This window comes from Caballeronia sp. ATUFL_F1_KS39 (assembly GCF_023630985.1).
GTDB lineage: Bacteria > Pseudomonadota > Gammaproteobacteria > Burkholderiales > Burkholderiaceae > Caballeronia > Caballeronia zhejiangensis.
In genome coordinates this window covers 1-24,565 of the sequence record NZ_JALQDZ010000036.1, presented here as the reverse complement: position 1 = coordinate 24,565, position 24,565 = coordinate 1, and the positions used below count along the sequence as shown (strand labels likewise).

The following is a 24,565-nucleotide window of genomic DNA, read 5'->3' as shown; positions in this document are numbered from 1 at the left end:
AGATCGATATGAGACCGGTTGTATTCGGGAACCGATTCGGATGGCTGCACGCCGGAAGCGGCACGCGCGGCGTAGTGCTCTGCAATACCTATGGGCACGAATACGTGTGGACATATAGCGGCATGCGGCATCTCGCCGAAGCGCTGTCCGCGCGAGGCATATGGGTGCTGCGCTTCGACTATCGAGGCACGGGCGACTCGGCGGGCGCCGATCTCGCACCGGATCAATTCCAATCGTCGGTCGATGACGTCGACGCGGCCATCGAATGGCTGAAGACATCGACAGGCATAGAGCACGTCACGTTATGCGGCTTTCGCGTGGGCGCCGCGTTCGCGCTCGAGGCCGCATTGCGTCAACCGGTCGATGACCTCGTACTGCTCGCACCCGTTGCGAGTGGCCGCGTGTATATGCGCGAGTTGAGCATCGTGCGCAAGACATGGCTCGAACTGCTTGCACCGCCTTTGCGTGAGATGCAAAAGGACGACGCGCGGCTCAACGTCCTCGGCCAGGTTTATAGCGATGAATTCAAAGGCTCATTGCAGGCGATCGATCTCGTCGCGAGCGTAAGAGACGCCGCGGCGGCACCAGCGCGTCGCGCGTTGGTCATGAATATGAAGGCGGGCGGCACGGATCCATTGTGCGACGCGCTCATCGAAAAGGGCGTGGAAGCACAGGCGCGTCCGTTCGAAGATCTCACTGGCTTTCTTCAGGAAACTGCATTCAACGCATTGCCGCGCGCAGCGTTCGCCCAAGTCGTGGAATGGATCGCTGGCAAGGATTCATCAAACAGGCAAGCGCCGTCGTCGGCCGATGCCGTTGACTGGTCCGCTCTAAAGATAGACACACCCGAAGCTATCGAACGCCCAGTACGCATCGGCGACGAAAAGCTTTTCGGCATTTTGTGCGAGCCGCGCACGGGGGCCGCGCGAGGTCCGGTGTTTCTCATTGCGAATACATCGGCGAGTGCGCGCGTCGGCGACAGCCGGCTATCCGTTCGCATTGCACGCGAGCTTGCGCGGCGCGGCATCGCATCATTGCGTTTCGATGCGCGAGGCCGAGGCGACAGTCCGGCCGCGCCCGGCGCAGTGCAATCGGATACGGCGTTCGGCCGCATCTATAACCAGATCGCGACTGACGACACCGCGGCCGCCGCACGCTGGCTCGCGCGGCAGGGCTACAAGTCGATCTTTGCATTCGGCGTGTGCTCGGGCGCTTATCACGCGCTCAAGGCGGCGGTCGCCGAGAATGCGATCAACGGTGTCGTCACAGTCAATCTGCCGACGTTTAAAAGACCGGCGGACGTCGCGCCCGACGGCTTGCGTCAATCGACGCGCAATTCCATGGCGGGTTATGCATTCTCGATGCTCGATCCGCAGAAATGGAAAGCGATCCTGCGCGGCGAAAAGCAGTTGATGCGCGTATTGCGCTTCGTGCTCGGCTATATGGCGACGCGCGCGCGTTCGCGTATCGTCGATGTGTTGAGGCTCGACCGCCTGAGCAGCACGGCGCCGGAGCTCGCGACCGAACCGGGACCGATCATTCGTGCGCTCGATGCCAAAGGCGTAAAGACAGCGCTCGTCTATGGCGCGTACGATGCGGGCATGGATCTGATCGCCGCGCATTTCGGCAAGCAGGGCGCGCGACTGTCGCGCTATCCATCCGTGCGAATGGCGATCTTTTCGGACCTCGATCACGCCCTCTTCATGACGACCGGTTCGGCGCATGTGGTTGCGGTGTGCGAACGTATCGCGAAGGAAAACACATCGCCCGTTGCAGATCCGGTCTTTTCAGGCAGAGAACCCGTCGTCTTGTGATTGAAGCGAGCTTGCTTCGGCGCGTCGGTCATGCGTCAGGCGAGCTCGCCGTGACTTGAGTATCCTTCGCTATTGGAACGTGCCCATATCGGGCAGCGTCCAGTGGGGAACTCATGTCGGCGGACTTCGTCCGGCACATGCGCGCCGCGAGATCCGCTCAACACAACGCACAGGAGTCTGGCGATGTCGATTGAAAAGGTTCTATACCGTGCACATGCTCATGTCACTGGCGGGCGCGACGGCCGCGCGACCGTGCCCGAAAGCAATCTGGATCTCAAGCTGACAACCCCGAAAGAACTCGGCGGCGGTGGTGGCGATGGCACCAATCCCGAGCAACTCTTCGCCGCAGGGTATAGCGCGTGCTTTATCGGCGCGATCAAATTCGTCGCCGCTCGCGACAAGATCACGCTGCCGAAAGATGTCGCGGTGGATGGCAGCGTGGGCATCGGTCAAATCCCGAACGGTTTCGGCATCGAGGTCGAATTGAAGATCTCGCTACCGGGAATGGATCGCAGCGAGGCACAGGCGCTTGTAGACAAGGCGCATATCGTCTGTCCTTATTCGAATGCAACGCGCAATAATATCGACGTCAAATTGACGCTGGCATAAGCATGTCGAATGTTCGGGGGCCTTTCTCCTGAACGCTCGAATGCACGCGGAGGAAGCGATGCTGACATCTGGAATCGATCACGTAGGTCTCACCGTGCGCAATCTCGACGCAACGCGTGACTTTTTCGTTCAATGTCTCGGCTGGCAGATCGTCGGCGAGCGGTCCGAGTATCCCGCCGTATTCGTATCGGACGGAAAGCTGCTGGTTACGTTATGGCAGGTGAAGGATGAATCGGCGCCTATAGCATTCGATCGGCGAAAGAATATCGGGCTTCATCATCTCGCATTGCGCGCAACGGATGAAGCCGCACTCGCGACGATTCTCGAGCGCGTGTCGACATGGCCGGGAGTGGCAGTGGAATTCGCGCCGGAACTGCTAGGAGCCGGTCCAAAGCGCCACATGATGATTTACGAACCGGGCGGCATCAGGATCGAATTCGATTTCGATCCGCGTGTATAGATTGAAACTCCGGACCGCAAAGAAAACGGCGGAGTCGTGCACGAACTCCGCCGTTTGTGTGAATACAGTGTCAGGCAATCAGAAACGGTGTCCGATCTTTAACCGATGCGAGCCATGCGGGTGCGCGGCCACGACCGCTCCACGTTGCGCCGCTTTCCGGATCGCGATAGAGCGCGGGTTGAGGACCGCGCGGTTGTCCCTTTGCTTTGCGCTTGACAGCAGCGCGCGTTTTTCCTTTAGCCTTGGTTCCCTGCGCGCTTGCTCCAACCGCAAACTTGCTACGGTCCTTTGCATTGGCGATCCAGCCCGGCGCGCGTCCGCGGCCGCTCCAGGTCGCACCGGTCTTTGGATCCCGATAGGCGACTGCGCCGGGCTTCTTCGCGGAAGCCGAACTGCCCGCCTTCTTGCGTGAACCGGAATAGCTTTCGATGTCCGAGATGGTCAATCCATGGCTCGACATCAGGTGATGAATCTTTTGCAGCGCATTCTCGGATTGTTTTGCAACGAGCGCATCCGCTTTCGCTTGAAGTGCTTCGATACGCGCCTGAATACTTTCTAGCGTTGACATGAGTTACCTCTAATAGATCGTCGATCGCACTATGCCATGCACATCCGCAATGCGCTAGAGGAGATTCGTGTAAATGCGTAGCAGTGGAAAGTCTAGAATATCGCTCCAGGACGGTAAGTGGTGAGACGCACATTGCAAATCCAGATTTCACCCCGGTTCGAATAAGAAATGGAAAGTTGCTTTAGACATTTTCTTATCCGTTCGTGCGCGTCTCCATGTTGCGAAACATCAATCGTCAATTGCAGTAAGCGCTGATTCAACTTCCGCGATAGGTGCCGAAACTCCAAGGCGAACAAAGCAGCGGGACGTGATAGTGCTGCGTCGCATCGGCGAGCGTGAAGCGAACCGGCACGACGTCCGCGAATACATCGGGCGTCTTGAAGTAATCGGCGACCCAGAAGCGCAACTCGAAATTCCCCGCTCGCGCTTGCGCCGCCGGCAGGATCGGCGAGTCGGTGCGTCCGTCGCGATTGGTGCGCGTGCGCGCGAGCAGCGTGGGCGGCTCGCTGCCGATATCGAACAATTCGATCTGCATCCCGGCGGCGGGTTTGCCGAGTGCGACGTCGAGTACGTGCGTGGTAATGCCTGCGGCCATGATGTTTTCTCCTGATCTCGCGTTCGAGTACTTTCCGGCTCAACTGCCGCGGTAGTAGTTGTAGCTCCACGGTCCGAACAGCACCGGCAAATGAATGCGCTGATTGACGTCCGTGATGCGAAAGCGCAGCGGGATCTTCGAGAGAAACATCGGCTGCGGAAGATCCGCCTTGCGTGCGGCGAAGTATTCGTCCACATGCAGCAACAACTCATAAGTCCCCGCGCGATAGGTATCGCCGATCAGGAGGGGAGGCTCGCTGCGTCCGCTTGCAGCCAGCGTGATCGTCTGAAGGAACTTCGAACGCCCGTCGTCGATCGCAAACAGCTCGACGCGCATACCCGAAGCGGGCGTGCCATGCCATGTGTCCAGGCCGTGCATCGTGAGGCGTGGGCTCAGGCCATCCTGTTGCACCGGGCCGGTCGTCTGATTCGGCGCGGGTGCATCGGCGGACAGCGCCGTCTTCGCGATCAGCATGCTGCCGCCAAGTGCCACGGATTGCAGAGCAAAGCGACGGCGACTCACGTCGAATGCAGGGGATGATGTGTTCTTGTCGCGCATGTCAGGCCTCTTGTTTGTTGCCGAGCTTGCGGATGCCGACGATCACGAGCACCGCGGCCAGCACTTCGATTACGGCCACGAGGTACAGGCCGGTCGTCACCTTGCCCGTCGCGTTCTTGATGAGTCCCATCACATAGGGCGCGCCGAAGCCCGCGAGATTGGAGACGGAATTGATGAGCGCCACGCCAATTGCGGCCGCACTGCCAGCGAGATAGCGGTTGGGCAATTGCCAGAAAACGGGAATCGCGCTCATGGTGCCGATGAGCGATGCGGTCATCGCAAGCAGCGCGATCACCGGCGAGATCTTGTCGAAACCCATCAGCATCGCGAGCGCGGCCATCGATATGCCTCCGACGATTGCCGCACCGCTGAAGTGCCAGCGCACTTCATTGCTGCGATCCGAGTGCGCGCCGTTGATGATCATGCCCGCAGCACCGCACAAATAGGCGACCGCCGCGATCCAGCCGACCGCCATCGGCGTGCTGATGCCAACGTCCTTGATGACGGTGGGAATCCAGAAAGTGAGTGTCGAGTTCGCACACAGCAGGCAGAAGAAGATCGCGATCAGCAGCCACACCTTGCGGTTCTTGAAGAGCGAGCGCCAGTCGTGACCGCGTTCGCCCATCGCTGCGTTGTCGCGTTGCAGGGCATCGAGCACGACGCGCTTTTCATCACCGGAGAGCCAGCGCGCCTGCTCGGGCTTGTCGGTCATGTAGAAGTACGCGAACACACCGGCCAGCACCGACGGAATACCTTCGATGATGAAGAGCCACTGCCATCCGTGCATGCCGTGCACGCCGCCCATCGACGTCATGATCCAGCCGGCGAGAGGACCGCCGAGCACGCCCGCGATCGCAGAAGCCGACATGAACGTGCCGAAGGCGCGCGCACGCCGCTGCGACGGATACCAGTAAGTGAGGTAAAGAATGACGCCCGGATAAAACCCTGCTTCGAATGCGCCGAGCAGGAAACGCAGGACATAAAACTGCGTGGGCGTGGTGACATGCGTTTGCAACATGCAGATGACGCCCCAGCATATCGTGATACGCATGATGGTCTTTTTCGCGCCGATCTTCTGCAGCAGCATGTTCGACGGCACTTCGAAGAGAAAGTAGCCGATGAAGAAGATGCCCGCGCCGAGACCGTATACGGCTTCGCTGAAATGCAGCGAGTCGAGCATCTGCAGCTTCGCGAAGCCGATGTTGACGCGATCCAGCCAAGCGAGCACCCACAGCACGCCGAGGAACGGCAGCAGGCGCCATGAAACCTTGCGATAGACGCTTGCTTCGGCGCTTTCGACCGCGCTCGCGAAAACCGGCATCTCCTGTTTGATGAGCGACATGGTTTCTCCTTTCCAGTCGGTTTGCGTCGCGCGGACACGGCCGTGCGCTCGGTTGGAAGCAAGTATAGAAACGGCCAAAAAATCGGGAACGGGGGACGAGCCAATAGGCCCCATAGCAACATGTATATGGGTTCGAAAGCCTTGTGCGATAGGGCTTTGCACGGTTTTTCGCCGCACTTTTCACGCCTTATGGATTACCCTAGCGCGCCTCGCATGAAGCAGTTCCCGCAGTGCCGGCTGGCAAAATAGCGGCGCAGCCACGCGAACAATAGAGACACCGAAATCATCATGAATCGCACCGACGATCCATTCGATACCTATCTGCTGCGCGTGCTGTGCACGCTGATCGGGGAACGCAGCGTGTCACGCACGGCCATTCGTATGAACCAGTCGCAGCCGGCCATCAGCTCGGCGCTCAAGCGTCTGCGCGCCATCTTCAACGATCCGCTGCTTACGCGCGAAAAGAACGCGATGGTGCCGACCGAACGCGCGATTCAGCTCGCGCAGAGCGCACAGGCCGCATTGAGTGCGCTCGATAACCTGCTCGTATCCGACGATCATTTCGATCCCGCGACAACCGAGCAAAGCTTTACCGTCGGAATGCCCGATTACCTGGCGCCCCCGTTTTTTGCGCATGTCGTGCGCGAATTCAGGCACGCTGCACCACGCGCGCGCCTCATTGCGGTGCCGCTTTCGGCTTCATTCAATTACGAACAGGGGCTTTCCGAAGGCTCGCCCGATATCGTAATCGGCAACTGGCCCAATCCGCCCGAGCATCTTCATTTGTCGGTATTGCTGGAGGACGATGTCGTGTGCGTGGTCGCGCGCGATAGCGTCTATGCGCAATCAGGCAAGTTCGATGCCCAGGACTATCTGAGTGCATCGCATATCGTGCCCACGCCATATTCGCGCGACCAGCGCGGCGTCGTCGATACGGGACTCAGCACCATGCGCGTGCATCGCGATAACCGCGTGAGCTGCCCGTACTTCAATCTCGCGCCGAGCCTGATTCCGGGCACCGATCTTATTCTCACGACCGGCAGGCATTTCGCGAATTATCACGCGCAGCATCTTCCGCTCGTTGTGCTCGACGCCCCGATTGAATTTCCATTCATGCGCTTTTATCAGTTGTGGCATCCGTCGCGGCATCGCTCGGCATCGCACGTCTGGCTGCGCGGCATGCTGACGGCGGCCGCTCAGGAATTGCGCGCGCTGCGCGACATGCATCGCGCATAGCGCTATCGTGTTCTGTTATGCGGTCAATAGGATCGGCTGTCTCGCCGCCCGCTCGCGCGGTTCCTATACTCGGCACGAATTGCCATCGACACGCCATAGGAGACGCGAGCATGTCACAGTCGATCAACCTGGAGCCGGTCAATTCGCTGGACCGCGCGGCATTCATTGGTGCATTCGCAAGCGTGTTCGAGCATTTTCCGCAAGCGGCGGAGGGCGCGTGGAGCGTGCGGCCGTTCGCATCCGCCAATGCCTTGCATGACGCGATGATGGATGTCATCCGCAATCTGGACGATAAAAGCCAGCGCGCATTTCTGAACCTGCATCCGTTGTTATCGGGCGCAAACATTCGCTCGGGAACGATGACGGCCGATTCCGATGCCGAACAAAAGAGCGCCGGGCTCGATGCCATGTCGATGGAACAGGAAGCGTCGCTCGATCGTCTCAACAGAGCTTATCTCGAGCGGCATGGCTTTCCGTTCATCATCTGCGTGCGGCACTACACGCGCGAAGGCATCTTCAGCGCGCTCGAACGTCGCATTGGACGCAGCACGCAGCAGGAACTCGATGAGGCGCTCGCGCAAATCGCAGCGATCACGCGTGCGCGGCTGAATACGCGTCTTTCGGCGTTGAATTGATCGGTGTGCGCGAGCCGGAAAACGAATCAGGCTCGCGCACGCACTACCGTGCATCACATGCACGCGGCACGCGATGAAAGTTTCGATCGAAATAAATCAGGCTATCGCCGTCGTCGCGCACGCGGATCGCGGTGGTTTGCACGAACATCACCGAGTGCGATCCTACTTCCTTCGCCTCGACGATCGTCCCTTGCAGGCTGGCGAGCGCATCGCGCAACACCGGCACGCCGTTCGCGCCTTCGTCCCACACCGGTAACGAAAAGCGCTCGTCCATCGACAATTGCGTGAGACCGGCGAAGTGTCGCGCGATCTGTTCGAGATGACCCGGCAACACGTTCACGCACACATTGCGATTGTTCACGAATGCGGCATGCATGGCGCTCGACCTGTTGATGCAGACGAGCAGCGTAGGCGGCGCATCCGTGACCGAGCACACCGCGCTCGCGGTAATGCCGCAACGGCCATGCGTGCCTGTCGTCGTGATGACATTCACTGCTGCGCCCAGATGAGCCATGGCCTGGCGGAACAGCTTGCGCACCTGATCGATATCGGAAAGGTCGGGACGGGGCAGCGCGGACATGGGAGCGTCTCCTGTTCGTTTCATGTTCAGGTTGTGTATAGCAAATGGTCAATCAAGCGTACGCGCTGAACCGCACAAATAAAATCGGCACGTCCCGCCCGCTCGCCCGGCGTAGTTACCGAACGCACTAAAGCTTTTACCTATCTCGCGTCATCGAGGTAAAGAAAGGACTTTCGCGGCGAATTTCGGCTGGTTATCATTGGCGCATCAAAAAACAGACCCTGCGATGAGACAGCCGAATCCTCCGGCGCGCTTGGTCCCTGATGCGCGCATCGAAAGAGCAATCGCAATGAATTCTTCCGCTCCCATGGTCTATATCGTCGATGACGACAACGGCATGCGTACCTCGCTTGCATGGCTGCTCGATTCAGTCGGCGTGAAGTCGGAAGGGTTCGCCAATGCCGCCGATTTTCTGCGCGCATTCGATGTGAGTCGTCCCGCTTGTCTCGTGCTCGATGTACGGATGCCGGAGGCTAGCGGATTCGACGTGCAAGCCGAACTCAACCGCCGCGGTGCGACTTTGCCGATCATCTTCGTAAGCGGTCACGGCGACATTCCGATGTCCGTTCGCGCGCTTCAGCATGGCGCGATCGATTTCGTCGAGAAGCCCTATAACTCCCAGCAAATGCTCGATCGCGTGCAGCGCGCGATGAAGCTCGCGATGCAGCGTCACGCGAAAGACCAGCGGCAACGCGAGTTGCGCGAGCGCGTCGACTCGCTGACCGGGCGCGAGAAGGAGGTCTTGCGCGGCGTGATCGAGGGCAAAGCGAGCAAGCGCATCGCCGCCGATCTGCAGATCAGCGTCAAGACCGTCGACGTGCATCGCGCGAGCATCAAGGACAAGCTCGGAGCTGCATCCATCGCGACGCTCGTGCGCGATGTGCTCGAAGTATGGAGCCCATCCGGCGACGAGCGCGCATGATTCGAACTCGCTAACGCATGTAAAGGCCGCCGTTCACGTCCCAGCATGCACCGTTGGCGAAATACGCATCCGGTGATGCGAGCAGCACGGCCACGTCGGCGATGTAATCGGCCGAGCCGAGACGTCCCACGGGAATGCCGGCGATAACCTTGTCGAGTTTGTCGGCAGGCACGCTCTCATGCACGATCGGAAGGTCGAGCGGACCAGGTGAGATCGCATTGACGGTCACGCCGCGCGCGGCCAGATCGCGCGCAAAAACCTTGGTCAATGTAATCGCACCGCCTTTGGCGGCCGCGTAATGCGCGCCGGTCGCCGAACCGCCGTTCTGTCCCGCCAGCGATGCGATATTGACGATGCGACCCGCGCCGCGATCCGCGAAATAGAGGCCGAATACCTGACAGCCGAAGAGCACGCTGCGCAGATTGATATCGATGACCTGATCGAACTGCTCTGCGGTAATCTCCATCACGGGCACGACTTTCGATGCACCCGCGTTGTTGACGAGCGCATCGATTCGGCCCCAGCGTTCATGCACGGCATCGCGTGCGTGTTCGAAGTCCGTCTTCGATGTCACATCCAGCCTGATGGCGAATGCGCTGCTCTGGTCCGCACTCAGCTCGCATGCGAGCGCTTGCGTTGCTTCGATTGCGATATCGGCCAGCGCAACCCTATAGCCTGCGGCATGAAAGCGGCGCGCGACCACGGCGCCGAGGCCGCGCGCGGCACCCGTGATGAGCGCGATTCTGTTGGACATGTTCGAGTTCCCTTTCTAATGAGCGAGAGCGGCCGCAATGTATGCGGCGACGGCGCAGAGCGTTGCGTTACGGCACCGACAATGCACGTCCGACACGCGCCTCGATCTTTCCATAACGCCACAGGTTGTATTCGCCGACGGGCGTCGTGCGATAGAGATTGCATACCGCGGCGGCCGTATCGAAGTCTGCTACGTCGGCCATGATGTAGAAGGTCCACGGCGCGCCATCGGATTGGCCGACGACGAGACGATCGTCGTCCATCACGCCCAGCACGCGCACGTTCTCCATCGCTTCGACAGCAGCGAGCATCTTGCCGTAGGCTTGCCATACTTCGCCGATCTTCTCGCGCGGCAAATCAAAAAAGTTCTGCGTTACGCCGCAGCAAAAGAGCACGCGCAAAGGCAGGTTTCGGTTATCGGTCATGAAGCGTTACTCCTGATGTTATGCGTTATGCGATGAATGGGGATCAAAGATAGCCGGGAATGGGCGGCACACCGACGAACACGGCACCCGCGCCGTCGTAGTTCCCTTCGCCGAGAAATGCGTGTTGCGTGACGACCATCGCGTCGCGCATCAGGCGTTGCAATGGATGCGTGCGATAGATCGCCATCGTGCCGCCTAGTCGATAGGCGCGATTCACGACATCGGCGCCCTCACGCGCAATCTGCGTTGCGCAGAGGCGTAGCAGGCTCACTTGTTCCGGCATAACTTCATTGCCCGCGAGAATCGATTGCCATACGCTGTCGGTCGATTCGTAGAAGAAGGCCCGTGCGCTGCGCAGTTGTGCTTCCGCTTTTGCAAGCTCGATCCGGTAGTAGGCGCGGTCGGCGAGTTGCGGCGCGCCTGTCGTTGTCTTGCGGCCTCCGGCCATATGATTCGCGACATCGAGCGCTGCGCGCGCCAGACCGAGATTCACGACGGCGAGCACTTGCGCCGCATAAGCGATGGTCGGATAGCGATAGAGCGGTTCATCGACCGTTGATGGGCCACCTCGAACGAACGTCCAGTCTTCAGCAACGAATTGATCCGTCACGCGCAAATCGTGACTCCCGGTGCCCTGCATGCCGACGACGTTCCAGTTCTCGACGATCTCGACTTGCGCGGGGCGAAACACGGCCGTACGCGGCTTGCCTGGTGCTTCACCCGGCTTGCTGGTGCCGATGCCGACGCCGAGCCAGTCCGCGCCCTTGCAGCCGCTCGCGAACTTCCATGTGCCGCTCACGCGATAGCCGCCCGATGCTGGCTGTGCGTTCTGAACGGGGAAGAGGCCGCCCGCAAACACCTGGTCGGGACCGTCGGCGTAGATTGCAGCTTGCGTCGCAAGCGGCAACGCGGCGAGATAGAGATTCGCTGATCCAAAACTCGCGACCCATGCGGCGGAGCCGTCAGCGACAGCGATGCGCTCGATCATCTGCAGAAATTCTCCCGGTGCGCGCGCGTCACCGCCGAATCGTTTTGGCGTGGCCGCACGATAGATACCTGCGCGCTTGAGCTTGTCGATGACATCGCGCGGTACGTGCGACACGCGGTCGAATTCATCGCGACGCCGGGCGATTTCGGCGATCACATCGTCGAGCGCTATCGCGTCGGTTTGACTGGACAGATCGTCGCGAAGGGCGACTGCAATCGCGGATGCTGACATGGGGACATCTCCTTTTCGTTCGTATGGCGCATGAGATTGAGTTGAAGTGCTTTCGAGCCACACGCAGTAATGCCAGTCTAGGAATGCAAAAAGGCTGAAACAATTGGGAAGGCGAGCGTGCGATTCGGTGAAGCCTCCCGTCCGGCTAAAGAAATCTTTAGGGACGTGCGGGACGCGCCGATGCTATGGTTAGCGTTGCAACCATGTATCCCATGCGCCACGACATGAACTTCCCCACCGAAGACGATTTCCACCGCCTGCTCGATGCGCTGACGCAATGCGTGCTGCTACACGACGCCGAAACGAAGGCCATCGTGTGGGCCAATCGCGCAGCATGCATCGCGCTGGGTTTTTCGGTGGAAGAATTGCTTCCGCTCAAGGCGCACGATATGACGCGCGATGACATCAGGTATCGCCGCGAAATTGCCGTGAATGCGATGGATCGCTCCATCACGGAAGGTCCGCAAAGTTATGAGTGGTGTTATCGCTCGCGCGCGGGCGTCGACATGCTGTCCGAGGCAATCGCGACATACGTACCGCTCACGGGACGCGAAGTTGTGATGGTGCAGTTTCGCGACATCAGCGCTGAAGATGCAATGCGGCAGAAATTGCGCCGCTATGAAACACGCTTGCGCGAATACATGCAGGATCTGGGTGAGGGCGTTGCAGTGCTGACGCCGCGCGGCAAGGTGAGTTTCATCAGCGAATCGGGACGACGCGTGCTCGGTGTCGCGAACGATGCGCCGCTCGGCGTCGCGCTCGACTATTGCACGAGATCCGATCGCGACCGGCTCGTCACCCAGTTGCGCAGTGCGACGCGCCAACATTCGACGCCCGCGCAACGCTATGCGATCACGCGTCGTGACGGCGCGAAACGATGGCTGCGCATAACGTGCAGGCGCATCGATATCGAAGACGGCACACTGGTTCATTTCCGCGACATCAGCGATGAAGTGGCGATCGAGGAAGCCCGGCGAAGCGAAGCGCGGATGCTCGAATACGCGGGACGTTATAACGCTATGGGCGAAATGGCGACCGCGATCGCACACGAGTTGAGCCAGCCGCTCGCTGCCGTGCGCAACTTCATCGAAGGCGCGATTCAGCGGCTCGCGCAGCCAGATTCCATCGACAGCGCGATCTGGGGCCTGCGTGCAGCGGACCGGCAAGCAGAGCACGCGGCGCATATCATCAAGAGCGTGCGCGAGTTCATCGTGAAGCGGGAGCCTGCCGAAGCTCAGACCGATCTTCGCGACGTGCTCGCGGATGTCGCATACTTCATCCAGTTGCGCGCGCGAGACGAAGGCGTGACGGTCAGGATCGAGCCATCGCACGAGCCGTTGCCGATACGCTGCGAGCGCGTGCTTATCGGTCAGGTGATCCTCAATCTGGCATTCAACGCAGTCGAAGCAATGAGCGGCATGAAACCGTCTGCCGGCACCGTCACGCTTGCCGCGATGATGAACGGAAAGACAGCCGAACTGCATGTGATCGACGACGGACCAGGCGTGCCCGATGATGCGCTCGAACGCCTGTTCGACGGCTTCTCGTCGTCGAAGGCGGGCGGCAACGGCATCGGCCTGTCGTTGTGCAAGAACATCGTGTCGCGTCACGAAGGACGGATCTGGGCGCAACGCGCGGCGGGCGGCGGACTGGAATGCTGCTTCGCGTTGCCCTTGTTGCACCATACGGATTGACACGACGTTGCGCGTTGAGTGAGCAACATGGATCACCAGCGCTCGGCATATCGAGGTGTCGGCGTCGCGCCGGAGGGCATGCTCTCATGCAGGCCCGGGCTATCGATCGTCACGCGCGCTTCACGCGTTTCGCGTTCGAGACTCGATCGGTATTGGCTGCATCCGACGAAAAGCAGCACGGCAGCAAGCCCGATCGCCACGGCATTGATGATGGCCATCGAGTGACCAACCGCGAGCGGCGATCCGAATACCTTGTCGGTGATAAGCGCGACGAGCGTCGTGCCGAGACCCAGTCCGATGAGATTCGATACCAGCAGGAACATCGCGGATATCTGTGCGCGCATCTGGTTCGGCGCAAGTGCCTGCATGGCGGCGGCCGAAGTCGGCAATGGGAACGACGCGAAGAACATCGCCACGACGAGCCATGCGAGCGATGCGGCGAGGCTCGTCGTCTGAGTGAACGCGATCGCAGGAGCGAGCATGCATGCCGCGCCGATCCACGCTGCGCGCATCGGCGCATCGGTGTGTCCGCGACGCAGCAGCCAGTCGCTGAGCCAGCCGCCGCAGAATACGCCCGTCGTATTGGCGACGAGCATCACGATGCCGAGCATATAACCCGTTTCGACCGGCGAGAGAGCGAAACGGCGCATATAGAACGCAGGTGTCCAGCTCATCAGACAGTACAGGCCCATCGCATAGAACGAGAAGCCGACGTAGTGGCAGAAAAAGGTCTTGCGATGATTGGCGATGAAACGCAGCGCATCGCCCATCGCGACTCGCTTGACCTTGCCCGACCCGTCCTGCGCAAGTCCTTTGCGCGCGGGATCGCGTACCGTCAGCATGAAGACGAAGGCGACGAGAAGACCCGGCAATCCGACGATGAAGAACGTCAATTGCCATGCGCGTAGTTCGCCGACCAGCGGCAAGGCGAACACGCTCGCGTGCTTGAGCAATGCAATCACATAACCGCCGACAAGAAATGCAATGCCGCCGCCGATGAACGAGCCGAGCGAATAGATGCCGATTGCACGGCCCATCTTTTCCTTGGGAAAAAAATCCGCGAGCATCGAATAGGTTCCCGGCGATAGGGCGGCTTCACCCACGCCGACACTCATGCGCGAGACGAACATGTGAACGAAGCTCTGACTCAGGCCGCATGCCGCGGTCGCGACGCTCCACAGCGCAATGCCCGCAGCGATGATGCGCGGACGTGCGAAACGGTCCGCGAGGTACGCGATCGGCATGCCCATCACCGCGTAGAAAAGCGAGAACGCGAAGCCGTGCAAGAGACTGAACTGCGTATCGCTGAGATGCAGATCGCGCTTGATCGGCTCGATCATAAGCGCGAGCACCTGCCGGTCGATGAACGAGAACACATAAGCCAGCATGCAGATCACGACGACATACCACTCGTATGTATAGCGCTTGCTTTTGGGCTTCATGGTGGTTGGGAAGTGAGGTTCGGGTGTGAGGCAGTGTCGATGCGGAGGATATCGGCGTCAAATTCGCCGAAAAGGGATGCGATCATCAGTGAGGCAAATTTGAATCGACATCGGCGGCATTTATCGATAGATGCGCTTTTGACTGATTTGCCGTGTCGCGAGGTCACAACGCAGACTTCTGATCTGCGAACCTTCTTGGGCGCACTATCAGGGTGCAATTCTGCGAACTAGTTGTTAAAGTAATTACTGAACTTCGCGATAGCGCGTGTTCGCCTACGCATGAGCGCATGTGTTTTTCAATCGTGCATTCCTAGGATTGCGCAACAGGCACTAGAGGAGAAGAATCGAAAAGCTTGACGCAAAAAATTGAAAACCTATAAGCAGTCGCGTCGAGGCGACGCAAGCAGCAGGAGGAGGGCATGTACGCCAACTACGAAACCTTCGAGGACGCCGACCACCACGCGCATGCGCTGGCTGGGTGGGAGCAGCGCTATGACCAGGTGGGCGAGGGCGCATTCCGCAGCACGGTGAAGCAGGTTTCATTAGCGGGCGTTCAGGTCTTTCAGGAATCTGCGAACGTGCGTATCGTTCAGCGCGGGCAATTGCCGGCCGGATTCGTCACGTTCGGACTCGTGCTCGGCGGTGGCGCGCCGTTCTCGTTTCAGGGCGTGCGGGTCGACGAAAACGCGCTCGTCGTCGCGCCCGGCGACAAGGAATTTCTTCTGCATTCGCCGCCCGATATGTCGATGCTTGGCGTCGCCATCGATGCGCAATTGCTTGCTTCAGCGGCGGACGCGGCGGGCGTCGATGTGCAGGACGAAATCCTCAGCCGTCATGTGCTGAGCATTCCCGGCGCGGCCGGCGCGCGTGCGGGTAAGCGCATCATCGCGGCGGTCGAGACCGTGCTGGCGGACCGGAATCCGATTTTGTCCGATGATGGCGCGCATCGCTTCACACATACGGTCACGGAAAGCATCCTCGACCTCCTGACGTTTCATGTACCGACGCGCGAGGACCGGCTCACTTATGCGTGCCGCGCCGACGTCGTGCGGCGCGCACACGATCTCGTGCTTGCGCGTCCGGAGCAGCCGATATCGGTGCTGGATTTATGCGAAAAACTGCGCGTGAGCCGCCGCACCATTCAAAACAGCTTTCAATCCGTCACGCAGATGAACCCTGTAAGTTATCTGCGAGCCGTGCGCCTTGCTCAGGTGAGACGGCTTCTTACGACGACATCGCAAAGCGAAGTACCGGTTCGCGAGGCTGCAATGCGCTGGGGATTTTCCAACCTCGGCCACTTCGCGAGCGATTACAAAAGCCTGTTCGGCGAACTTCCCTCTCAAACGCCGCGCGCCCGCTGAACAGCGCTTCACGCATTCCTGGTTGCCGATAACAGGCCGCATTGTCGCGGCTTGATATCGGCATTCGTGCTTCGAAAATCTGCGCGAAAAGCCTCATCTCTGTCGGCTCCCTTTCGAATGCTCCATTTCGGCACGCACGCGCTGCCGGTTCCGAAGTGCTTCTTTTTATTGTCGTCTTTAGAGTCGTTTCGACGATAAACAAGGAGACGCACAGATGGAGATGAGACGGCTAGCCACCGCCATGGGGGCCTTACTGTATGGACTGCTTGCGTGTCAGCCGCACGCGGGCGCGGCCGAAAAGCCGGAAGAACTGACGGTTGCGAAGGTCCCGCCCTATAGCCCGCATCGCGTGTTCGTGACGGATGTGTCGTTTGCGAGCATGACCGATGCGCGCGTTCATGTCTTCGACGGCGACACGAAGCGCTTCCTCGGCGAGATCGATGCAGGCTTCGCTCCGGGCTTCACGATCTCCCCCGACCACAAGACGAGCTATGTCGCGACGACGTATTTCGCGCGCGGCAGCCATGGCGCACGCACCGATGTAGTCGAGATCATCGATAACACGACGCTCGAGGTGACCGATGAAATCGTGATCCCGGCCAAGCACGGTCAGACCGTGCCGACGCCTTACAGCACGATCCTCTCGGAAGACGGTAGCCGACTTTACGTGTCGAACATCACGCCGTCGACATCGGTCACGGTCATCGATACGGCCGCGAAGAAGGTTCTCGGAGAGATCGACACCGATGCTTGCGTGCTCGCGTATCCGAGCGGCAATGACCGCTTCTCGGCACTGTGCGAGAGCGGCAAGGCGCTCACCATCAAGCTCGATGCAAGCGGCAAGGAAGCGAGCCGCAAGCTCTCCGACGCGTTCATCGACGTCGATAAAGACCCGGCCTTCATCAACGCGGTGCGCGACGGCAACCAGTATCTCTTCACCACGTTCAACGGCAACGTGCGTACCGCCGATTTCTCCGGCGATGCCCCGGTGTTCGGAACGTCGTGGTCCTTGCTGAACGATCAGGAACGCAAGGCAGGCTGGCGTCCGGGAGGCTTGCAGCAGACCGCGCTGAATGTGGGCACACATCGTCTTTACGTGGCCATGCACAAGGGCGCGGACGGTTCGCATAAAGAGCCGGGCACGGAGATCTGGGTCTACGACACGCAGAGCAAGAAGCGCGTAGCACGCTGGGATCTCGCGAAGCAGAAGATCGATCCGCTGCTCGCGATTCAGGTCAGCACCGATGACAAGCCGCTCTTCTACGGCCTCACGCCGACATCCGATCTCGTCGTGATGGACGCGACGACCGGCAAGCGCCAGCATGTCGAAAAGCAACTCGGCACGACGTCGACGTTGCTGCTCAACCCTTGAGGTGACGCGATGATCGATCCCGTCATTCTCATGGTGTGCATCGCAAGCGCGACGATCATCGCACTCGCGGGCACGGCGCCGAAGTGGCGCGAACCATCACGCTTTCGCGCTTCGCTCGAAGCGTTCGCCTTGCTGCCGTCGTTCGCAGTGACGCCGTTGTCGTTCGCGTTGCCTGCACTCGAAGCGGCTGGCGCGATCGGCGTGTTGTTCGCCGATACCCGCATGGTCAGCGCCATCGTGCTGGCCGCGCTTTTCGTGCTCTTCGGCGCGGCGCTCGCGATCAACGTGCTGCGCGGTCATACCGACATCGATTGTGGCTGCTCGGGCTTCATCGCAGCAAGCTCATCGACGCGCACGCCTAAGTCGATCGGATGGTGGCACGTCGCGCGTGCTCTGATGCTCGCCGCGCTCGCGGCCGCCGCACTCATTCCCGCTACGAGCCGCGCGCTGATGTGGTTCGACTATCTGAGCGCAGGCGCCTGCACGCTTTTCGCCGTCGCCGCGTGGTTCACGCTCGACGTGCTGCTGGTCAATCTCCCCAAGCTCGATTCTCTGAGGAATTCATGATGCAAACCGCCCTGATGATTTCGGCCGCACTGTCGTGGGCCGCTTTGCTCGCGCTCGGCGCGATCTGTCTCGCACTTGTTCGCCAAGTCGGCATTCTCTATGAACGCATGATGCCCGCGGGCGCGCTCATGATCGACAAGGGACCGGCCGTCGGCGCGATCGCACCGGTGTTCGAACTCGGCGATATCGCCGGCCGCGCAGTGAAGGTCGGCGGCCTGTCGAACTCGAAGCGCAACACGCTCGTCTTCTTCCTTTCGCCGACGTGCCCCGTGTGCAAGAAGCTGCTGCCTTTGCTTCCGTCGATCCAGGCGCGCGAAGGTTCGGTCGACATCGTGCTTGCCAGCGATGGCGAATTCGAAGAGCACGCCGCGTTCTATCGCAAGTCCGGTCTTTCGCAATATCCGTATGTGCTGTCGCAGGAACTCGGCCTTGCTTATCAGATCGGCAAGCTGCCCTATGCCGTGCTGCTCGATGACGAAGGCAAGGTCCGCGCGAAAGGTCTCGTGAACACGCGTGAACATCTGGAAAGCCTGTTCGAAGCGAAGGAACGCGGTGTCGCGTCGCTGCAGGAATTCGTGCACGGCAAGCACGATGACCACGCGCATCACGGCCATCACGACCACGAAGCGCAAGTCGGGCAGCACGCCTGAAGACGCCGATAACTTTTCCATTCCTACAGGTGAGCGTCCATGAAATGGCTGGATTCATTCTTCGAACATAAGGCGCGCGGCGTCGCGCAACGCAGTTCGCGGCGCAGCGCGATGGCGAAGCTCGGGAAAGTGCTGGTCGGATCGGCAATGGTGCCGCTGTTGCCGGTCGATCGCACCGCCTATGCAACGGAGCCGAAGAAGCCGGGTTCATCGGCAAGCGATGATCCGACGAGTTGCGACTACTGGAAGTATTGCGCGATCGACGGCTGGCTTTGCAGCTGCTGTGGCGGCACGTCGAGCAGTTGCCCGCCGGGCACGACGCCTTCTCCGATCACGTGGATCGGAACGTGCCGCAATCCGCACGACGGCTCGGATTACATCGTGTCGTACAACGACTGCTGCGGCAAGACGAGCTGCGGACGCTGCTTCTGCAATCGCAATGAACGCGAAAAGCCGCTTTACAAGCTATCGCTCAATAACGATATCAACTGGTGCATGGCGAACGGCAATTCGAATTACCACTGCTCGGTATCGGTCCTGTTGGGAGCGACAACGCAATGAAGACTGCAAGTGTTTTGATGGCGGCGTTGGTCGCCGGCGCAATGAGCTTTGCTTCGGGCGCTTTCGCACAGACAGTGCACTACCCGGGCGGCAAATCGACCTTCGATGGCAAATGCGCGGTCTGTCATCAGGCAGGCGGAAAAGGCATGGACGGACTTGCGCCGCCGCTCGTCGAATATCCCGGCAAATATGCGGGCTCTGCCGATGGCCGCGCGCAGTTAGGGCACACCGTGCTCTATGGCATGTTCGGCCCGATCAAGGTCAAGGAGAAAAGCTATAACTTCAAGATGCCGAGCTTCGCATCGCTCTCCGATGAAGAGATCGCGGATGTATTGAACTACGTCGTGTTCGATCTGAACGCGCAGCATGGTTCAGCGAAGCCTTTCGACGTCGCCGAAGTCAAGGCATGGCGCGCGGGCCCGCTCGATCAGACCGCCGTGCACCAGCGTCGCGAAGCAGTCGTGAAGGGCCTGGGGCTATGAAGCCGCGCGCGATGCTCGTCGCTGCGACGCTGGCCGCGCTGTCGACGACGGCGGCATCGCAGACGCAGGCGTACGACGCGGCGCGCGCGCGACAGGACTGGGTGCTCAATTGCATGGGATGCCACACCGCCGATGGCTCGGGCATTCCCGGCAAGGTGCCCGCATTGCGCAACTCGCTCGGTCATTTCGTCTCGCTTCCCGACGGCCGTCAGTTTGTGATGCGAGTACCGGGCGCTGCCAATTCCGCATTGAACGACGCAGAGCTCGCGAACGTCTTGAACTGGTTGCTCGCGACGATGAACGAGCAATCGCGGCCCGCATCGTTCAAGCCTTATACGGCGGAAGAAATTGCGGCGCATCGCAGACCCGCGCTCACCGATGTCGCGCGTATCCGCATGAAGCTCGTCAAGGAATTGCAGGAGAACGGCGTGAACGCCGTCCCGGAACATTACTAGGAGACAACCCGATGAATAACAGCCAGCATCCCGCGATGCTCGATTCCACACGCGCATTCCTCGCATCGGCGAAAAAAATGCTCATCGATGGCGCATGGGTCGATAGCGCGAGCGGCGCGACACTCGATGTGATCGATCCCGCCGATGGAGAACTGCTCGCACGCGTGCCGAGCGCCGACGAAATCGATGTCGATCGCGCCGTGCAAGCCGCACGCCGCGCGTTCGACGACTCCGCATGGTCGCGCATGAAACCGACCGATCGCGAGCGTCTCTTGCTGCGCGTTGCCGATCTTATCGAAGCGAACGCGCGCGAGCTCGCGGAAATCGAATCGCTCGACAATGGCAAACCGGTCACGGTCGCCCACGGGCTCGATGTGTCGATGGCCGCGCAATGCTTCCGCTATATGGCCGGCTGGGCGACCAAGATCGAAGGCAGCACGCTGGAAGCATCGATTCCATATAGCCCGTCGAACGATTTCTTTGGCTATACGCGCAAGGAAGCGGTCGGCGTCGTCGGCGCAATCATTCCGTGGAATTTTCCGCTGCTGATGGCATCGTGGAAACTCGCGCCCGCGCTCGCGACTGGCTGCACCGTCGTGCTGAAGCCTGCGGAAGACACGCCGCTTTCCGCATTGCGGCTCGCGATGCTGATCGAAGAGGCGGGCATCGAGAAGGGTGTCGTGAATGTCGTCACCGGCCTCGGCCACACGGCGGGCGCGGCGCTCGCGCGTCATCCGGGCATCGACAAGATCGCGTTCACGGGTTCCACGCCGACGGGTAAAGCTATCGGTCACGCGGCGCTCGATAACATGACCCGCATGTCGCTCGAACTCGGCGGCAAATCGCCGGTTATCGTGCTGCCGGATGTCGATATCGATAAAGCGGCAGAAGGCGTCGCCAATGCGATCTTCTTCAACTCGGGACAAGTCTGCACTGCGGGCTCGCGCGTCTATGTGCACGAGAAAGTATTCGATCGCGTGATGGAGCGTGTCGCGGCGATCGCGCAATCCTTGCCGATGGGACCGGGCCTCGATGAATCGACGCAGATCGGCCCGCTGGTTTCCGCACGGCAAATGGATCGTGTGCTGAGCTATATCGAAGCGGGCCGCGATGAAGGCGCGCGTGCTATCGCGGGCGGTGCGCGCAAGGACGGCGCCGGTTTCTTCGTGAGGCCGACAGTGCTCGTCGATACCGATCATTCGATGAAGGTCGTGCGCGAAGAGATCTTCGGACCGGTGCTCGTCGCGATGCCGTTCAACGATATCGACAGCGTGGTCGCCAAGGCAAACGACACGCCTTATGGACTCGGCGCGAGCATCTGGTCGAACGATCTCTCGGCAATTCACAAGCTCGTGCCGCGCATCAAGGCGGGCACGGTATGGGTCAATTGCCACTCGCTGCTGGATAACGCGATGCCGTTCGGCGGATTCAAGCAGTCGGGTTTCGGGCGCGAGCTCGGACGCGCGGTGATCGACATGTACACAGAGACCAAGTCGGTGCTGATCAACTACGCGTGAGGACGCTTGCATGACAACTAAAACGATCGCGCGGCAACTTGTCTCGACAGCGGCGCTCGCCGTGTGCGCGAGCGCATCGGCGCAAAGCAATGTGACGCTGTATGGAACGGTGGATGCAGGGCTGACTTATACGACCAATCAGCAAGTCACCAATGCGGACGGGAGCGTCGGTTCGGGGCATAACTTCGCGTTGTCCGGCGGCAATCTCGTGCCTTCACGCTTCGGCTTGCTCGGTGTGGAAGATCTCGGCGGCGGCTTGCAAGCGAAATTCAACGTGGAGAACAGTTTCTATACGGGAACGGGAAGCCTGGTGCAGGGCGGGGCGCTATTCAACCGTCAGGCTTGGGTGGGCCTCGCGCACGAACAGTTCGGCACGTTGTCCCTCGGACGTCAATACGACTCGTATAGCGATTTCCTCGGGCCTTACGTATCGAGCAATTCGTGGGCGACGCTTTATGGTTCGCATATCGGCGACGTCGATAACCTTAACGAAGCGTTCAACTTCAACAACGCGATCAAATACACGAGCCCGGACTGGAATGGCTTTTCGGTGGGCGGCACTTATAGCCTCGGCGGCATTGCAGGCGACTTCGGGCAACGGCGCGGATATTCGTTCGCCGCGGCTTATACGCGTTTGCCCATCTCGATCAGCGCAGGTTATCTGAACCTGCACAATCCGCTCGATGCGGCTTTGGGCGGAGCAAACGGCTACATCGGCGATTTCGCGTGTTCGAATCCGTCGGCACTCTATTGTCAATTGCAGAACGCGGAAGCGTTGAAGGCGTATGGCGCGGGCGCATCTTATGCAATCGGGCCGGCGACTATCGCGCTGACTTATACGCATAGTCGTCTCGAGCATAGCCAGTACTTCGCCGATAGCGCTAATCCGCAGGGCCGCGACATCGCGTTCGATATCGGCGAAGTGAATCTGACTTATGCCGCGACGCCGTTCCTGCAACTCGGGCTTGCCTACATCTATAACAATGCGAAGCCGGACGGGGTTTCATCGACGCGTTTTCATCAAGTGAACGTCGGCGCGAACTATGCGCTGTCCAAGCGCACTGCGCTGTATGGCGTCGCGATCATGCAGAAGGCGGTCGGCGCGGGACTAGGCATCGATCCGGCGACGGGTGGACCGGCGAATTACGCGCAGATTCCCAATCTGCCGAATTCGAACAGCGATCGCCAGTTGTCCGTGACGCTCGGCATACGGCATAACTTTTAAGTATTTCCAGGGGCGTGCTTTGACCCGGCCGGAACGATTTCCCGCCGGGCTTTTTTTTCGCGTTCAAGAGATACGCATGATTTGATGATCGTTGATACGATCGCAGCATGAACATTAAGCGCGATGTACATGCCGATCTGTACGGAGTCGATGGCTGCAAGGCGGGCTGGTTTGTCGCGAAGCAATGCGGTCGCACCGGAACGATCGCGACGAAAGTTATCGGCCGCTTCGAAGATCTGCTCGAATGGAAGCGCGCGAATGCTATCGTTGCTGTGGATATGCCGATCGGTCTTTCATCGAATGGCGTTCGGACGTGTGACACGCTCGCTCGAAAAATACTCGGACGTCCGCGCGCAAGCTCTGTCTTTACGCCGCCGATTCGCGCGGCTTTAGTCTCGTCGAGCTATGAAGAAGCGTGTGCGGTCAATCAGGCCGTCACCGGAAAACGAATCTCCATTCAGGCATTTCACATTCGCAACAAGATTGCAGAAGTCGATGACATGCTGCGCACGCTCGCCGATGAAGATGTGCGCGTCTTCGAAGTGCATCCCGAGTTGAGCTTCATGCATCTGCGAATGGAGCAGGGCGGTCCGGCGCACGGCCTGCGCGAAAGCAAGGCGATTGCATCGGGATTCGCATTGCGTCGCGCGTTGCTCGTGCGATGCTTCGGCGGCTCGATCGATACGGCGCTCGCGGCGCGCAAGCCCGCGCAAGCGTCGCTGGACGACGTGCTCGACGCATGCGCGGCGTTATGGACCGCGCGCCGAATCGTTTCGGGAACGACATTCCGTCTGCCCGACGACATCGAGTTCGATTCGGAAAGTCTTCCCATGGCCCTTCATTGCTGATGTTGGCGGACGGTTTCGTCAAAAGAATTCGAATACGACGGCGAGCACGGCGGTATAAAATTGAGACGTACTCGTATCGCGCTCGAATGCGCCCGCTGCCATGGAAACTCCGTCGGGCAAAGAAGCCTCCCGCAAGCGGATGACGCCACGCACGCTCAACGTGCTGACGGCGCTCATCGGACTTGCCACGCTCGCATTGGGCGTCGCCTGGTTGATCTATACGTGGATCGTCCATCTCGAAGTGCCGTACTTCGCGATTCCGCTCGTGCTGACGGTGCCGGTGATCGTCGCGGTGGCGTTCCGCAACTGCTGGGACTGACGCGCCTGAAATGAAAACGCACCGTGGCGATACGATCGCGACGGTGCGTCTGAATGTCGTTGGTAGGCTCGATTGGACTCGAACCAACGACCCCCACCATGTCAAGGTGGTGCTCTAACCAGCTGAGCTACGAGCCTACGGAAGCCGCGAATTATAGGGGAAAGTTTCGCGTTGTGGGGATTCTCGGGCGAAAATTTTTGATCGAGGATTTTTCGGACGTGAAGACCGCTCGACCGCAAGTTCGTCAGTTTACATAACACAAATTATCGGAGTTTTGTTTGTAGGAGCAACATGAGAATGTCGTGTTCTAGCAAGATACAAATGTCGTGTTTTTGCGACCACTGGCAAGCTGGCGA

At 59.9% G+C, this 24,565-nt stretch carries 27 protein-coding genes and 1 tRNA gene; 18 read left to right on the top strand and 10 right to left on the bottom strand.

Annotated features, from left to right (window positions below; all coding sequences use genetic code 11):
* The first annotated feature begins 8 nt into the window (after positions 1 to 8).
* The 3 genes from NCR93_RS17270 (at position 9) to NCR93_RS17260 (ending at position 2,883) form a co-directional block, all read left to right on the top strand.
* A complete protein-coding gene (locus NCR93_RS17270; RefSeq protein ID WP_239294403.1) occupies positions 9 to 1,814 on the top strand; it encodes an alpha/beta fold hydrolase in 1,806 nt (601 codons plus the stop codon).
* A 183-nt stretch (positions 1,815 to 1,997) separates the two neighbouring features.
* Complete coding sequence (locus NCR93_RS17265; protein WP_008353310.1) at positions 1,998 to 2,423, top strand: organic hydroperoxide resistance protein; 426 nt, start codon at positions 1,998 to 2,000, stop codon at positions 2,421 to 2,423.
* 58 nt (positions 2,424 to 2,481) lie between these two features.
* Positions 2,482 to 2,883 (top strand): VOC family protein, encoded by a 402-nt coding sequence (locus NCR93_RS17260; RefSeq protein ID WP_033536174.1) that lies wholly within the window; start codon positions 2,482 to 2,484, stop codon positions 2,881 to 2,883.
* A 70-nt stretch (positions 2,884 to 2,953) separates the two neighbouring features.
* On the opposite strand, the gene NCR93_RS17255 is transcribed toward NCR93_RS17260, so the two are convergent.
* The 4 genes from NCR93_RS17255 to NCR93_RS17240 form a co-directional block, all read right to left on the bottom strand.
* Positions 2,954 to 3,451, bottom strand: coding sequence for an H-NS family nucleoid-associated regulatory protein (locus NCR93_RS17255; protein WP_008353314.1), 498 nt, complete (start codon positions 3,449 to 3,451; stop codon positions 2,954 to 2,956).
* Between the two features lie 256 nt (positions 3,452 to 3,707).
* On the bottom strand, positions 3,708 to 4,046 hold the full coding sequence (gene uraH, locus NCR93_RS17250) for a hydroxyisourate hydrolase (RefSeq protein ID WP_008353315.1): 339 nt from the start codon (positions 4,044 to 4,046) through the stop codon (positions 3,708 to 3,710).
* Between the two features lie 39 nt (positions 4,047 to 4,085).
* On the bottom strand, positions 4,086 to 4,604 hold the full coding sequence (locus tag NCR93_RS17245) for a hydroxyisourate hydrolase (RefSeq protein WP_175979356.1): 519 nt from the start codon (positions 4,602 to 4,604) through the stop codon (positions 4,086 to 4,088).
* Position 4,605: 1 nt separating this feature from the next.
* Entirely contained in the window at positions 4,606 to 5,946 is a 1,341-nt protein-coding gene (locus NCR93_RS17240; protein ID WP_175979355.1) for an MFS transporter, read from the bottom strand.
* Positions 5,947 to 6,234: 288 nt separating this feature from the next.
* Between NCR93_RS17240 and NCR93_RS17235 the strand changes: the two genes are divergently transcribed.
* The gene (locus NCR93_RS17235; protein ID WP_008353318.1) at positions 6,235 to 7,182 is read left to right on the top strand and encodes a LysR family transcriptional regulator; all 948 of its coding nucleotides are present in this window, start codon (positions 6,235 to 6,237) and stop codon (positions 7,180 to 7,182) included.
* Between the two features lie 110 nt (positions 7,183 to 7,292).
* Positions 7,293 to 7,817: a 2-oxo-4-hydroxy-4-carboxy-5-ureidoimidazoline decarboxylase gene (gene uraD / locus NCR93_RS17230; protein WP_008353319.1), complete on the top strand. Its 525-nt coding sequence runs from the start codon at positions 7,293 to 7,295 to the stop codon at positions 7,815 to 7,817.
* Between the two features lie 43 nt (positions 7,818 to 7,860).
* Here the strand turns inward: uraD and hpaC are convergent, their stop codons facing one another.
* Positions 7,861 to 8,397 carry a 4-hydroxyphenylacetate 3-monooxygenase, reductase component gene (gene hpaC / locus NCR93_RS17225; protein ID WP_008353320.1) on the bottom strand — a complete coding sequence of 179 codons (537 nt, stop codon included), beginning with the start codon at positions 8,395 to 8,397 and terminating at the stop codon, positions 7,861 to 7,863.
* A gap of 289 nt (positions 8,398 to 8,686) precedes the next feature.
* On the opposite strand from hpaC, the gene NCR93_RS17220 reads away from it, so the two are divergent.
* Positions 8,687 to 9,319 (top strand): response regulator transcription factor, encoded by a 633-nt coding sequence (locus tag NCR93_RS17220; RefSeq protein ID WP_175979354.1) that lies wholly within the window; start codon positions 8,687 to 8,689, stop codon positions 9,317 to 9,319.
* A gap of 10 nt (positions 9,320 to 9,329) precedes the next feature.
* On the opposite strand, the gene NCR93_RS17215 is transcribed toward NCR93_RS17220, so the two are convergent.
* The 3 genes from NCR93_RS17215 to NCR93_RS17205 form a co-directional block, all read right to left on the bottom strand.
* Positions 9,330 to 10,073 carry an SDR family NAD(P)-dependent oxidoreductase gene (locus NCR93_RS17215; RefSeq protein WP_175979353.1) on the bottom strand — a complete coding sequence of 248 codons (744 nt, stop codon included), beginning with the start codon at positions 10,071 to 10,073 and terminating at the stop codon, positions 9,330 to 9,332.
* Positions 10,074 to 10,140: 67 nt separating this feature from the next.
* Positions 10,141 to 10,497 carry a hypothetical protein gene (locus tag NCR93_RS17210; RefSeq protein ID WP_175979352.1) on the bottom strand — a complete coding sequence of 119 codons (357 nt, stop codon included), beginning with the start codon at positions 10,495 to 10,497 and terminating at the stop codon, positions 10,141 to 10,143.
* A gap of 43 nt (positions 10,498 to 10,540) precedes the next feature.
* On the bottom strand, positions 10,541 to 11,716 hold the full coding sequence (locus tag NCR93_RS17205) for an acyl-CoA dehydrogenase family protein (protein ID WP_175979351.1): 1,176 nt from the start codon (positions 11,714 to 11,716) through the stop codon (positions 10,541 to 10,543).
* Positions 11,717 to 11,940: 224 nt separating this feature from the next.
* Between NCR93_RS17205 and NCR93_RS17200 the strand changes: the two genes are divergently transcribed.
* Positions 11,941 to 13,410, top strand: a complete 1,470-nt coding sequence (locus NCR93_RS17200; protein ID WP_175979350.1) for a sensor histidine kinase — start codon at positions 11,941 to 11,943, stop codon at positions 13,408 to 13,410.
* 32 nt (positions 13,411 to 13,442) lie between these two features.
* Here NCR93_RS17200 and NCR93_RS17195 read toward each other — a convergent pair whose 3' ends face one another.
* Positions 13,443 to 14,852, bottom strand: coding sequence for a spinster family MFS transporter (locus NCR93_RS17195; RefSeq protein WP_175979349.1), 1,410 nt, complete (start codon positions 14,850 to 14,852; stop codon positions 13,443 to 13,445).
* Between the two features lie 419 nt (positions 14,853 to 15,271).
* Between NCR93_RS17195 and NCR93_RS17190 the strand changes: the two genes are divergently transcribed.
* The 11 genes from NCR93_RS17190 to NCR93_RS17140 all read left to right on the top strand — a co-directional run bounded on the left by NCR93_RS17190 (position 15,272) and on the right by NCR93_RS17140 (position 24,209).
* Positions 15,272 to 16,213: a helix-turn-helix domain-containing protein gene (locus NCR93_RS17190; protein ID WP_008353332.1), complete on the top strand. Its 942-nt coding sequence runs from the start codon at positions 15,272 to 15,274 to the stop codon at positions 16,211 to 16,213.
* A 241-nt stretch (positions 16,214 to 16,454) separates the two neighbouring features.
* Positions 16,455 to 17,585 carry an amine dehydrogenase large subunit gene (locus NCR93_RS17185; protein ID WP_241814090.1) on the top strand — a complete coding sequence of 377 codons (1,131 nt, stop codon included), beginning with the start codon at positions 16,455 to 16,457 and terminating at the stop codon, positions 17,583 to 17,585.
* Positions 17,586 to 17,594: 9 nt separating this feature from the next.
* Positions 17,595 to 18,152 carry a MauE/DoxX family redox-associated membrane protein gene (locus tag NCR93_RS17180; protein ID WP_175979347.1) on the top strand — a complete coding sequence of 186 codons (558 nt, stop codon included), beginning with the start codon at positions 17,595 to 17,597 and terminating at the stop codon, positions 18,150 to 18,152.
* On the top strand, positions 18,149 to 18,802 hold the full coding sequence (gene mauD, locus NCR93_RS17175; RefSeq protein WP_175979346.1) for a methylamine dehydrogenase accessory protein MauD: 654 nt from the start codon (positions 18,149 to 18,151) through the stop codon (positions 18,800 to 18,802). The genes NCR93_RS17180 and mauD overlap by 4 nt, the downstream gene beginning before the upstream one ends.
* Positions 18,803 to 18,841: 39 nt before the next feature.
* Positions 18,842 to 19,363, top strand: coding sequence for a methylamine dehydrogenase light chain (locus tag NCR93_RS17170; protein ID WP_175979345.1), 522 nt, complete (start codon positions 18,842 to 18,844; stop codon positions 19,361 to 19,363).
* Complete coding sequence (locus tag NCR93_RS17165) at positions 19,360 to 19,845, top strand: c-type cytochrome (protein ID WP_175979344.1); 486 nt, start codon at positions 19,360 to 19,362, stop codon at positions 19,843 to 19,845. Before NCR93_RS17170 ends, NCR93_RS17165 begins: the two co-directional genes overlap by 4 nt.
* On the top strand, positions 19,842 to 20,300 hold the full coding sequence (locus tag NCR93_RS17160) for a c-type cytochrome (protein WP_008353340.1): 459 nt from the start codon (positions 19,842 to 19,844) through the stop codon (positions 20,298 to 20,300). Before NCR93_RS17165 ends, NCR93_RS17160 begins: the two co-directional genes overlap by 4 nt.
* An 11-nt stretch (positions 20,301 to 20,311) precedes the next feature.
* A complete protein-coding gene (locus tag NCR93_RS17155) occupies positions 20,312 to 21,817 on the top strand; it encodes an aldehyde dehydrogenase family protein (RefSeq protein WP_175979343.1) in 1,506 nt (501 codons plus the stop codon).
* A gap of 10 nt (positions 21,818 to 21,827) precedes the next feature.
* Complete coding sequence (locus tag NCR93_RS17150; protein WP_008353342.1) at positions 21,828 to 23,042, top strand: porin; 1,215 nt, start codon at positions 21,828 to 21,830, stop codon at positions 23,040 to 23,042.
* A gap of 107 nt (positions 23,043 to 23,149) precedes the next feature.
* Positions 23,150 to 23,890, top strand: coding sequence for a DUF429 domain-containing protein (locus NCR93_RS17145; protein WP_175979342.1), 741 nt, complete (start codon positions 23,150 to 23,152; stop codon positions 23,888 to 23,890).
* 100 nt (positions 23,891 to 23,990) lie between these two features.
* A complete protein-coding gene (locus NCR93_RS17140; protein ID WP_033536141.1) occupies positions 23,991 to 24,209 on the top strand; it encodes a hypothetical protein in 219 nt (72 codons plus the stop codon).
* A 60-nt stretch (positions 24,210 to 24,269) separates the two neighbouring features.
* On the opposite strand, the gene NCR93_RS17135 is transcribed toward NCR93_RS17140, so the two are convergent.
* Positions 24,270 to 24,346 (bottom strand) — tRNA-Val (locus tag NCR93_RS17135).
* Positions 24,347 to 24,565: the final 219 nt, after the last annotated feature.